Raw genomic sequence first — 11,895 nt, 5'->3', positions numbered from 1 at the left:
CGCCCCACAACGCACAGGCGGTGGGGCGACCTCCACGTTCAGGCCCGAAGGGGACCACCCATGAGAAGTGCCCGGTTCCGCCGTACGCGCCGCGCCAGCGCGGTCACCCTCGTCTCCGCGCTCACGCTGACCGCGCTCGCCGCCTGCGGCACGAGCAGCAGCAACAACAACGGCAGCGGCGGTTCCGAGGGCGGTGGGTCCTCCGACCCCACCGCCCCGCTGGACCCGAAGACCAAGGTCACGCTCACGATCGACTGCATGCCCCCCGCGGCGAAGGCGGCCGAGCTCAAGGAGTGGAAGGAGGACGTCGCCGAGTTCAACAAGACGTACCCCAACGTCACCATCGAGGGCCGCTCCACCCCCGGCCAGTGTCTGGAGCCGCCGCGGTTCACCGCGATGCTCAAGGCCAAGTCCCAGCCGGACGTGTTCTACACCTACTTCACCGACCTGCCGCAGGTGCTCTCCGAGAACGGCGCCGCGGACATCACCGCGTACGTCAACGACAAGAGCGTCCCGCTCCTCAAGGACATCGACCCGAACGTCCTCGGCTCCCTCAAGCAGGACGGCAAGCTGTACGGCCTGCCCACCAGCAACTACACGATGGGCCTGCTCGTCAACCGCAAGCTCTTCACCCAGGCGGGCCTGGACCCCGACGCCCCGCCGCGCACCTGGGAAGAGGTCCGCGCCGCCGCCAAGAAGATCGCCGGACTCGGCAACGGCATCGCCGGCTTCGGCGAGTACAGCGCCGGCAACACCGGCGGCTGGCACTTCACCGCCCAGATGTACAGCATCGGCGGCGAGGTCGTCGACGCGAGCGGAAAGAAGGCCGCCTTCAACAACGAGCTCGGCAAGCAGGTCGCGAAGAACCTCCACGCCATGCGCTGGGAGGACGACAGCATGGGCAAGACCCAGCTGCTCCAGTGGGGCGACCTCCAGAAGCAGATAGCCACCGACAAGCTCGGCATGTTCCTCGCCGCCCCCGACGACATCGCGTACATGGTCCAGCAACTCGGCGCCAAGTACGAGAACTTCGGCATGGGCCCCATCCCCGGTGAGAAGAACACCCTGGCCGGCGGCAACAACTACATGATCAAGCAAGGCATCTCCGGCGACAAGATCAAGGCCGCCGTCGCCTGGCTCAACTTCAAGAACCTCACCGTGGGCAAGGGCCAGTTCGACTGGGCACGCACCAAGCAGGACGCCCTCCCCGTCGGCGTCCCGCAGCCCAACTTCTGGCTGAACGACTCCAAGACCAAGGACGACGCCGCACGCGTCACCCACGCCACCATGCCGGTCCAGAACTTCAAGTCCTTCATGGACAACCCCGTCGCCGGCAAGGCCGAGCCGCCGAAGGCACAGGAGGTCTACAAGGTCCTCGACAACGTGATGTCCGGCCTCCTCACCAACAAGGACGCCGACATCGACAAGCTCCTCGCCACCGCCGAGGCACAGGTCAACCAGGTCCTCGCCACCCAGTGACGGGCACCGACGGGGGCGGACCGACCGCCCGCCCCCGCGGGCCCTCCACCCCTCCCAGGACCATCCCGGCAGACCAGTACCAAGGAGCGACGATGTCGGCCCCCAGCCTGACCCCGAGCACGACGGGCAGCGCCCGCCACTCCCCGCCGGCCGCGGCGGGACCCGTACCCCCCGGTGGCCGTGCCCGCTTCGCGAAGAGCCTGCGGCGCAACCTCACCGCCCACGGCTTCCTCATCGGCGCCGTGCTCTGCTTCGCCTTCTTCTCCTGGTACCCGATGGTCAGGGAGTTCCTCCTGGCCTTCCAGAAGACGGAGAGCGGACAGTCGACCTGGGTCGGCTTCGACAACCTCGTCACCGTCGTCAACGACCCCGCCTTCTGGCAGGCCTGGCGCAACACGCTCCTGTTCACCGTGCTCGCGCTCGTCTTCGGCTTCGCGGTCCCCTTCGTCGTCGCCCTCGTCATCAACGAGTTCCACCACGGCCAGGGCTATCTGCGACTGCTCGTCTACCTGCCCGTGATGCTCCCGCCGGTCGCCTCGGTGCTCCTCTTCAAGTACCTGTACGACCCCGGCTACGGCCTCCTCAACGAGCTCCTCCGCTTCCTCCACCTCCCCGAGCAGCAATGGCTCCAGGACCCCGACCTCTCCATGCTCTCCGTGGTCATCGCCTCCACCTGGATGAACATGGGCGGCGCGGCCCTGATCTACCTCGCCGCGCTCCAGAGCATCCCCGGCGAGCTGTACGAGGCGGCCGAGCTCGACGGCGCCGGGCTGTTCCGCAAGATCTGGCACGTCACCATCCCGCAGACGCGCCTGATCCTCTCCCTGATGCTGCTCATGCAGGTCATCGCCACCATGCAGGTCTTCGTCGAACCGTTCCTGCTCACCGGCGGCGCCGGCCCCGAGGGATCGACCACCACCGTCGTCTACCTCATCTACCAATACGCCTTCAACTTCAACAACTACGGTGCCGCGGCGGCGCTCGGCCTGCTCCTCCTCGTACTCCTCGCCGGATTCTCGGCGGCGTACGTGAAGCTCAGCCGCGCCGAGGACGAGTAGGACCGGGGAGACCAGCATGTCCACACGCACACTCATCTCGCCGGCGCAGCTCGCCCGCCCCCGGGGCAAGGCCCTCTACTGGGTGGTCTTCGCCGTCGTCGTCGGCGGCTTCACCCTGGCCTTCCTCGGCCCCCTCTACTGGATGGTGTCCAGCGGCTTCAAGGACACCCAGGAGGTCATCCAGACACCGCCGACCCTGGTGCCGGAGACCTTCGCGCCGGAGAACTACTCACGTGCCTGGGAGGTCATGGACCTCTCGACGCTGCTCTTCAACACCCTCTACTACGCGTTGGGCGCGCTGGCCTTCCAGCTCGTCCTCGACGTGGCCGCCGCCTACTCCCTCTCCAAGCTCCGGCCGGTCTTCGGCAAGGCCGTGCTCGGCATGATGCTCGCGACGCTGATGATTCCGGCGACCGTCCTCGTGGTCCCCCAGTACCTGACCGTCCTGGACCTGCCGATCTTCGAGCGCAACCTGCTCAACTCGCCCTGGGTGATCTGGCTGCCCTCGGTGACCAACGCGTTCAACATCTTCCTGCTCAAGCGCTTCTTCGACTCGATCCCCAAGGAACTCCTGGACGCCGCCTCCATCGACGGAGCGTCCCCGACGCGGATCCTGTGGTCGATCGTGCTGCCCATCTCACGGCCGATCCTCGGCGTCGTCTCGATCTTCGCCGTCGTGGGGGTCTGGAAGGACTTCCTCTGGCCGATGCTCACCCTGCCCGACCCGGCCGGCCAGACCCTCAACGTCGGCATCTACTCCCTCTCCAACGGCGTCCCGGTCAACGTCCTGATCGCCGCGCTCACCATCGCGTCCGTGCCGACCCTCCTCATCTTCCTGGTCTTCCAGCGCAACATCATGAGCGGCCTCACGGCGGGCGGCCTCAAGGGCTGACCGGCCCTCCGCGTCACGGAGGCCACCGGCGCCACCGAGACCACCGGCGCCACCCCTCCGGCCCGGCCGTCCGCGCCCCGCGGCCTCCGCACCACCCCATGCCTTCGTCGCCGGCCCGCCATCCATGCCCCGCAGCAACCGGGCCGGCGGCGAAGAACCCCGACCTGCCCGAAAGGACCGTCACGTGGCAGCCCCTCACTCGCATCGCACCGACGACTGGTGGCGCGACGCCGTCATCTACCAGGTGTATCCGCGCAGTTTCGCCGACGGCGACGGCGACGGCACCGGGGACCTCGCGGGCGTCCGGGCGAGACTGCCCTACCTCGCCGAACTCGGCGTCGACGCCGTCTGGTTCACGCCCTGGTACCTCTCGCCCCTGGTCGACGGCGGCTACGACGTCGCCGACTACCGCACCATCGACCCCGCCTTCGGCACCCTCGCCGAGGCCGAGAAACTCATCGCCGAGGCCCGCGAACTCGGCATCCGGGTGATCGTCGACATCGTCCCCAACCACGTCTCCGACCAGCACGCCTGGTTCCGCGCCGCCCTCGCGGCCGGCCCCGGCAGCCCGGAGCGCGAGCTCTTCCACTTCCGGCCGGGCCACGGCGAGAACGGCGACATCCCGCCCAACACCTGGCCCTCCCAGTTCTCCGGACCGACCTGGACCCGGGTCGAGGACGGCGAGTGGTACCTCCACCTCTTCACCCCCGAACAGCCCGACCTCAACTGGGCCCACCCGGCCGTCCGCCGCGAACACGAGGACGTCCTCCGCTTCTGGTTCGAACGAGGAGTCGCCGGCGTACGCATCGACTCCGCCGCACTGCTCGCCAAGGACCCGGCCCTCGCCGACTTCGTCGAGGGCGTCGACCCCCACCCGTACATCGACCAGGACGAACTCCACGACATCTACCGGTCGTGGCGCGCGATAGCCGACGAGTACGGCGCCGTCTTCGTCGGCGAGGTCTGGCTCCCCGACTCCGAACGCTTCGCCCGCTACCTCCGCCCCGACGAACTCCACACCGCGTTCAACTTCAACTTCCTCTCCTGCCCCTGGGAGGCGGACCGGCTGCGCCGCACCATCGACGACACCCTCGCCGAACACGCCCCCGTCGGCGCCCCCGCCACCTGGGTCCTCTGCAACCACGACGTCACCCGCACGGTCACCCGCTACGGGCGAACCGACACCGGCTTCGACTTCGCCACGAAGACCTTCGGCACGCCCACAGACCTCGCCCTCGGCACCCGACGGGCCCGGGCGGCGGCCCTGTTGACCCTGGCCCTCCCGGGATCGGTGTACGTGTACCAGGGCGAGGAGCTGGGGCTGCCCGAGGCGGAGGTTCCCCTGGACCGGATCGAGGACCCCATGCACGCCCGCTCCGGCGGCACCGACCCCGGCCGCGACGGCTGCCGCGTACCGCTGCCGTGGACCGCCGGAGCGCCCTGGTACGGCTTCGGCTCCGCCGCCGGCACCGAACCGTGGCTTCCCCAGCCCCGGGACTGGGACGACTACGCGGTGGACCGGCAGCAGACGGACGGGGAGTCGATGCTGGCGCTGTACCGCGAGGCACTGAGGCTGCGCGGCACGGTCGACGGCTTCGGCGACGGCCCCCTGACCTGGCTGCCCGCGCCGGAGGACGTCCTCGCCTTCGCCCGCGGCGAGGGCCTGCTCTGCCTGGTCAACCTCTCCGCGACCCCGGCCGGACTCCCGCCGCACGAGGAGCTGCTCCTGGCGAGCGGCCCCCTGGACACCGACGGCCGACTGCCCGCGGACACGGCGGTGTGGCTGCGGACCTGACGCTTCCCGTACGGCACCTGAACGTGCCCGGTGCCGGGACCGGCACCGGGCACGCCGGTGGCATCGCCGCCGGGCGCGGGTTCAGACCTCGTCGCCGTACCGGCCGAGGACCTGGGGCAGATGGTCCGCGCCCGGGCCGAGACGCTCCGCCTCGGCGGGCGAGGATACGAAGGCGACCTCGTCCAGCTCGGGTCCGGCGCCGTGCCCGGTCTCCGCGGCGACGAGCGCGGCATGACGACGGAGCACCAGAGCACGGGTCACGGGCGGGGCGAGGAAGTGGAAGCCGAGGCTGCCGAACCGGCGTCCCCGGGTGACCGCGAACAACCGCAACTCCTCGTCGGCGATCCGGACCCCGAGCTCCTCGGCGAGCTCGCGCGCGGCGTCCCGCCGCAGGGCCTCCCCGTCGAGCGGTCGACCGTCGGCGGGCGGATCGACCGAGCCGCCCGGGAGCGTCCAGCGGCCGGGCGCGGCCGTGGTGGGAGCCCCGCGGCCGACGACGAGCCCCCGCTCGGTGGGCAGCAGCACCGTGACGAACACCGACCCCGGCACGTCACCGGCGGTCCGCAGGACCCGCAGGGCCCGGTACCGGTACGAGAGCCGCGCCCAGCGCGCCACCAGCACACCGGGCGCGGGGAGATCGATCCCCAGACTCACGACCAGCGGCCCGTCGAACGTGGTGGGGCTCCGGGCCTTCGTGCCCGCCCACAGCCGGTCCACCTCGCCCTGCTCCCACGGTGTCAGAGCGGGCGGCGGGTGCTCGACGAAGCTGATCCGACGAACGTCGAGGAACTCGACCGGCCGCACCCGGCGGTGGTCGCTACCCGAGGCGGTCATGGAGTACCTCCTCCGCCTCGTCCACCCTCACTTCCGCACCCCGGATCATCTCCATCACCGCGTCCGACACGGCGTGCATCCGGGGCTCGCGGAGGTCGAGGACCGGCGTCGGGTTCGAGACGCCGTGGGCGACGAGCAGGTTCATCAGGGGCCAGAGGGCCTCGGAGCGTCGCGGCAGCGGGATGCCGAGCCCGTCCGGTGCGACGACCTGTGCCGTCGTGACTCCGGCGAGAAGATTGGTGCGGGCCCAGTCGACCACCAGGGACCTGCCGTTCGGGCTGACCCGGAGGACGACGTCCCTCGTGTGGTGCAGGACCGCCAGATAGTTCATCGGGACCGTGAGGCGCCGGACCACGTCGTACGCGGGAGAGCCGTCCGCCGGACGGACCCGGAGCAGCGTGTCCAGGACCGGACCGTGGTCCTGGAACGTGGTCCGGCCGCGCAGCGACAGGAACCGGGCGAGCACCAGGTGCCCACCGCGGCGCGACCAGCGGCGGGGGACGGAGCCGAATGAGGCCTCATCGCCCGGGAGGAACTCCGCAAGACGACGGAACTCCTCGCCGGGTTCGGTCACCGGCGCCCGCTGCTCGGTGCCATCGCGGGCCGCGGCCGTGTACCGGGCCGCGGTCGCCGCGTCGAGCCGCCGGAGGTCGATGAGGTCCCCGTCCATCACGACTCCGCCGACCGACCGCGAGATCCGCATCTGCTCCAGCTGCCGATCGGCGCAGCGGGTCACGTCGGTCACGCGCCCGTCGAGGTCGATCACCCGGCAGGTCCTCGTCCCCGCGAGGAGGAGGCTGCGCGGCCAGAGGACCGTGACCTTCCCCTGCGTCGGCGCGTCCGGGGGATCGACGAGCACGGCCAGCCGCCCCGCCGTGATCGCCGAGAGACAGAGGGACGGCACCTGGACCTCCTCGGTGACCTCGCGGCCCCCCGGACCTTGGCCGGCCGGACCCCGACCGGTGTCCTCCCCGTCGTGGACCCAGAGCCTCAGCCCGACCGTCGCCTTGAACTCCGCCGGGTCGTGATCACCCCCGTACGTCGTGAACCGGGCACCTCCTTCGGGGCTGTACCGCACCAACGAGGCTTCGCGGACGTCCGCCCGTACCAGGCGCGCGCCCGCCAGGCCCCCGGGGGAGCGAGGCGCCCACACCACCGAGGTGTCGTCCCCGTACGCGGGGCGCGTGTCCCCCGCACGGTCCCGCCGGGTGATCCGGGGAAACTCCTGCCGGGCGCTCCGGACGGCCGCGAAGGGGATGGCAGCCGTACCCACGGCCCCGACGCCCGCCGCCCCGGCCACCCAGAACCATGCGGCGCCCTCGACCCGGGCGACGTACGCCACGACGAGGAACACCGGTCCGGCCAGACCGGCGAACGCGGCGAGGATCAGATTGCCGATGAGCACACCGGTGTAGCTGCGCACGGCCCCCTCCTTCAGTCAGGTACCCCGGGGATCATCGTTCTTCCCCGTGCCGTTCCTGAGAAGGGGGCCCGGCCCGATTTCCGGCCATTCTCGCTCGTACGGGATCAGGACACGGACCTGCCGAAGAACTCCAGCTCCGCGACGGCCACCTGCTTCGTGGGGTCGGCCCGCCACGCCGTGCGCAGCACCAGCTGCACCGTCAGCGCGTCCCGTACCCGCACGTCGACCCGCTGGGTGCCGCCGTCGTCGATGCGGTGCTGCGAGACGTGCGTCTCGCCGGAGGAGTCCTTGACCACGAGGTCGAAGGTGCGCGGGGTCGCCTGGCCGTCGGCCTGCGTGGTGTTCTTCGAGCTGCCGGGGGTGATGAGCACGCTCAGCAGATCGGTCGGCTCGGCGAACCGGGCCTCCATGTACTGGCCCGCCGAGTCGCCCGCGTACCCCGTGCCCCACCAGGTGTTGGAGTACCCGTCGCCCGCCAGCTTCGCCTGCTGCCGCGGCGCGGAGTGGGAGGCCGCCCAGGCCACCGGGTGGACCGGAACCCGCTTGGCGAAGTGGTCCTGGACGGCGCGGACGGCCGGCGGACCTCCGACGATGCCGCCGACCACCACGGTGACCACCCCTGCCGCGATCAGGGCGCGGACGATCCAGCGGCTCCGGTCGCGGGTGAGCCCGGGACGCCGGCCCGCGTACGGGCCGTCGGCCGTCGAGAGCTGCTCGGGAACCATCGGGGTCGCGCAGAAGCGGCAGAAGTGACGGCCCGGGGTGTTGGCGAGCGAGCAGGCAGGGCACGGCGTGCCGCCCTGCACGGAGGCGGGCGCCTCGGCGGCCCGGACCGTCGGCCGGGCGGCCTCCGGACGCGCGGGGAGCACGGGCGCGGCGACGGCCGGTTCCACGGGACGGTTCCCGGGGACCGGGACGAGGAGGGACCGTACGAGCGTGTCCGACGGCCCGTCGGACGCCGGACCCGCCTCCGCTCCGGGGACGGGCGCGGGATCGGAGGCCCGCTCGGATGGGGGTGCGGGTGCCTCCGGGGCGGGGGCCACGGCGGGCAGCGGGGCGGTCACCTCCTCCGGACCGACGGAGGACCGGCTGTCCGCCACGTCGGCGGGGGAGCCGGCCGAAGCCTCCGCGGCGGCTCGCGGCGCGTCGTCCGACGGTGTGGCCTCCGGCTGCTCCCGGACCGTCGCTCCGGACTCCGAAGCGGGCGCGACGGACGGGGCGGACGCGGCGGCCGACGCGGACGGCGCGGCCGAGGACGAGCCTTCCGCGCTCGCCGCGCCGGCCGGGCTGTCCCAGCGCAGGAACGCCCCGCAGCTGTCACAGAACGACTGGTCCGCCGCACGCACCGGGCTCGCGCAGTCCGGGCAGGGGCGGGACTGGGACGCGTCACTCATCAGGGTCAAGCTCCTTCGGATGTACGGGAAGAGGTCGCCGAGGACGGCGGGGAGTTCGTCACCGATACCGTGAACGGCAGGTGCGCGGGACGGGCCGCGGCCACGACCGCGCGCAGCCGGTGGGGATCCACGGCGGACGGGTCGGCGACCCGGAGCACCACGTGCAGTCCGGCGACGGGCGCCCCCGGGAACGGCCCGAGCGGCGCGGACGACCAGCTCGCACCCCCGCTCTCGGTGATCTCCGGCGGCACGCCGAACGCGAGCCGGACCGCCGCCGCGAGCCCCTGCCGGGTGCCGCGCACCCGGTGCAGCGCCACGGCGGAGGCGACCGCGTGCCGGCGTAGTGGCAGCGGCTCGTCGCCGTCCAGCTCCGCGCCGACCCAGGTCGCGAGGTAGTCCACGAAGTCGGCGGGGGCGAGCGCCGGCGAGAAGTACGCCTCCAGGGAGTCGAGGACGTTGAAGAGCGGAGCGAGGACGACGTCCAGGCCGGACACGAAACGCTGCCCGAAGTCGTCCTCCGCGTACACGGCGGGCAGCGCCGCACCCAGCGGGTACGGGGTCGCCAGGCCCGGAACCGTACCCCGCGCGGACCCGCTCACCGCGCCTCGATCACACGGACACGATGGTCGAACGGGAAGAGCAGCGCGGACGGCGCCAGCTCGATCCGGTCCGTCGTGTCACCCCTGCGGCCGGTCAGCGGATCGGCCGGATGCAGCAGGACCTCGTCCACCAGCTCCACGCCCGGCACCCGCTGGAGCGCCGCGAAGACCTCACCGGCCCGCAGCGGACGCCCGAACGGCCATCCCTCGCCGTGTGCCCCACCCGTCAGCGGGTCCAGGTACGCGTACAGCGCGTCGAGCGCCTCGGCCCGTACGCGCTCCGCCTCGGCAGCCCGGAACGAGTGCAGCGTCGCCACCACCGTCACGCCCTGGTAGAACGGCGGCCCGACGGCCAGCCGCGTGCCCAGGGGCCGCCGCTCGTCGAGGAAGCCCGTCACCCGGGACAGCAGCTCCTCGCCCGGCACGAGCTGCTCGAACCGCAGCCGGCCGCCCCGGTCCGGCACGGCCTGTGGCACGACCAGGACCCGGACCGCGTTGTCGCCCGCCTCGGCGGCGTCCGCCGCCAGGCACGAGATCCGCGCCGCCTCGGGCGCCGCACGGCGCGCCAGCTCCTCGTAGTCCCGGGCGGTGACGGCCCGTTCCTGCGCGCGGAGGCTGATCGGCGCGCGGGACTTGGCCTCCTCGACGGTCTCCCCGTCCACCCCGCCGCGCGCCGCCTCGCGGTTCTCCACGCGCGCGATGTACGGGATGGAGCTGCGCAGCACGGTGATCGTGGAGCGGGCCACGTTCCCCGCCCGGCCGCCGCCGGTGCCGTACCGGACCGCCCGGATCGCCGCCCCCTTCGGCGGAACGGCACCGAACTGCCGCAGCGTGCCGTCCGGTTGGCGCACGCACGGCCCGAAGGCGATCTCGCCGGTGGTCGCGTCGAGGGTGACGTGCCGGTCACCGGGGCGCGAGGAGGCGAAGTCGCGGACGACGGTCCACTCCTGCCAGCCGGCCTCGGGGTCCTCCTCGTCGACGCCGCCGTCGGCCCGCTCGGCGACCTGGAGCAGCAGCGGAGGCCGGTCGACGACCGGCGCGTGCGCCAGCCGCAGCCGCTGCGCCGGGACGCCCTCGGACTCGCCGAGCTGCTCGTTCCGCACCGCCTCGGCGTGCGCCGCGCGAACGGTCCCGCCGATGGTGAACGCCTCCGCCGCCCGGACCGTCGGTGACTCGCTGTACGACGGCAGACCCGCGGCGGCCTCGACGACCCGACAGCGCACCCAGCCCGCCTCGTGCCCACCGAGGCGCGACACCGCGTGCCCGGACGGCATGTGCAGCACCACCTCGCCCGGGCGGTTGAGTCCGCCCGTGCTGTCCTCGTCGACCTCGCACGTGACCCAGCCCTCGGCCCCGGTCCAGGCCTCCCATACCAGCGGCGGCCGGCGCGGATCCACCCCGACGCCGTCCACCCGGCTGTCCAGGTCGAGGACGAGCACACAGTCCGGCACCGCCGCCGAGAGGCCGAGAAGCAGCAGGTCACCGACGCGCGGCAGGGGGGAGAAGGCGGGCACGTCGTCACCGCCGAGGAGGTCCTGCGAGCGGTCCTCGGGCGCGCCGCCCGCCTCCTGGCGCAGGACGTGCGTCAACGAGCAGGGCACGACGGTCAGATCGGCGGCCGTCGCGAAGACGACCGCCTCCTCGGTCTCCGTACGCCCGGTGGACACCTCCGTGCCCGTGGGCAGCACCACCGGCTCCGGCTGCGGCGCCGAGAGCCGGAAGGTGATGTCGGCGCGGGCGGCCGCGGGCGGGAACAGCGTCACCCCGAGCAGGTCGAGGAAGGCCAGATGGTTCTTCTCCGGGACCCGGTTGAGGCGGTAGACGAGCTGGTCCGCCATGTGCGCGACCGCCTCGACCAGGGTGACGCCCGGGTCCGAGACGTTGTGGTCGGTCCACTCGGGGCACGCCTGCTGGATGTAGCGCTTGGCGTCGTCGACGAACTGCTGGAAGCGGCGGTCGTCGAGATGGGGTGCGGGCAGGGCCATGGTGGCTCTTTCAGTCCTCGGAGGGGATGACGTAGAAGGGGAAGACGAGGTTGCGCGGGTTGTTGGCGCCGCGCACCCGGTAGCGGATGTCGATGAAGAGGGTGGTCGGCTCCCCGGGGGCGGGGGAGACCGTGACCTCCTCCACGTCGATGCGCGGCTCCCAGCGGTCGAGCGAGGACATCACCTCGTACCGGACCCGGCCCATCGTCGAGTCGTTCACCGGGGCGAACACCAACTCGTGCACCGCGCAGCCGAATTCGGGCCGCATCGGCCGCTCGCCCGGCGCGGTGGCGAGGACCAGCCGCATGGACTCCTCGATCTCCCGGTCGCGCCGGACGAGCGCGATGGAGCCGCTCGGGCCGGTCCGCAGCGGGAAGGCCCAGCCCGCGCCGACGAAGTGCTCACTCAAGGGAAGGTCCTCCTCTGGATTCCATGG

At 72.3% G+C, this 11,895-nt stretch carries 10 protein-coding genes; 4 read left to right on the top strand and 6 right to left on the bottom strand.

What is annotated here, in order from left to right; genetic code table 11:
* Positions 1 to 60 precede the first annotated feature (60 nt).
* From ACIP8Z_RS06440 to ACIP8Z_RS06425, 4 genes are all read left to right on the top strand, one after another.
* Positions 61 to 1,479, top strand: a complete 1,419-nt coding sequence (locus ACIP8Z_RS06440; RefSeq protein ID WP_402079481.1) for an extracellular solute-binding protein — start codon at positions 61 to 63, stop codon at positions 1,477 to 1,479.
* 92 nt (positions 1,480 to 1,571) lie between these two features.
* Positions 1,572 to 2,537, top strand: coding sequence for a carbohydrate ABC transporter permease (locus ACIP8Z_RS06435; RefSeq protein ID WP_383856427.1), 966 nt, complete (start codon positions 1,572 to 1,574; stop codon positions 2,535 to 2,537).
* Positions 2,538 to 2,553: 16 nt separating this feature from the next.
* Positions 2,554 to 3,429, top strand: coding sequence for a carbohydrate ABC transporter permease (locus ACIP8Z_RS06430; protein WP_402079479.1), 876 nt, complete (start codon positions 2,554 to 2,556; stop codon positions 3,427 to 3,429).
* 184 nt (positions 3,430 to 3,613) lie between these two features.
* The gene (locus ACIP8Z_RS06425) at positions 3,614 to 5,224 is read left to right on the top strand and encodes a glycoside hydrolase family 13 protein (RefSeq protein WP_402079477.1); all 1,611 of its coding nucleotides are present in this window, start codon (positions 3,614 to 3,616) and stop codon (positions 5,222 to 5,224) included.
* Positions 5,225 to 5,305: 81 nt separating this feature from the next.
* On the opposite strand, the gene ACIP8Z_RS06420 is transcribed toward ACIP8Z_RS06425, so the two are convergent.
* The 6 genes from ACIP8Z_RS06420 to ACIP8Z_RS06395 all read right to left on the bottom strand — a co-directional run bounded on the left by ACIP8Z_RS06420 (position 5,306) and on the right by ACIP8Z_RS06395 (position 11,868).
* Entirely contained in the window at positions 5,306 to 6,058 is a 753-nt protein-coding gene (locus ACIP8Z_RS06420) for an NUDIX domain-containing protein (RefSeq protein WP_402079474.1), read from the bottom strand.
* Positions 6,042 to 7,481, bottom strand: coding sequence for a hypothetical protein (locus ACIP8Z_RS06415; protein WP_402079471.1), 1,440 nt, complete (start codon positions 7,479 to 7,481; stop codon positions 6,042 to 6,044). Before ACIP8Z_RS06415 ends, ACIP8Z_RS06420 begins: the two co-directional genes overlap by 17 nt.
* 104 nt (positions 7,482 to 7,585) lie before the next feature.
* Positions 7,586 to 8,875 carry an NADase-type glycan-binding domain-containing protein gene (locus ACIP8Z_RS06410; RefSeq protein ID WP_402079469.1) on the bottom strand — a complete coding sequence of 430 codons (1,290 nt, stop codon included), beginning with the start codon at positions 8,873 to 8,875 and terminating at the stop codon, positions 7,586 to 7,588.
* A gap of 5 nt (positions 8,876 to 8,880) precedes the next feature.
* Positions 8,881 to 9,474 (bottom strand): phage tail protein, encoded by a 594-nt coding sequence (locus tag ACIP8Z_RS06405; protein WP_402079466.1) that lies wholly within the window; start codon positions 9,472 to 9,474, stop codon positions 8,881 to 8,883.
* Positions 9,471 to 11,459, bottom strand: a complete 1,989-nt coding sequence (locus tag ACIP8Z_RS06400; protein WP_402079464.1) for a putative baseplate assembly protein — start codon at positions 11,457 to 11,459, stop codon at positions 9,471 to 9,473. The genes ACIP8Z_RS06405 and ACIP8Z_RS06400 overlap by 4 nt, the downstream gene beginning before the upstream one ends.
* Positions 11,460 to 11,469: 10 nt before the next feature.
* Complete coding sequence (locus ACIP8Z_RS06395) at positions 11,470 to 11,868, bottom strand: GPW/gp25 family protein (protein ID WP_030317086.1); 399 nt, start codon at positions 11,866 to 11,868, stop codon at positions 11,470 to 11,472.
* Positions 11,869 to 11,895: the final 27 nt, after the last annotated feature.

The sequence above is a fragment of the Streptomyces sp. NPDC088553 genome, from assembly GCF_044752965.1.
Taxonomy (GTDB): Bacteria; Actinomycetota; Actinomycetes; order Streptomycetales; family Streptomycetaceae; genus Streptomyces.
The sequence above is the reverse complement of the archived record's forward strand: the minus strand, read 5'-3'. Positions and strand labels throughout refer to the sequence as shown.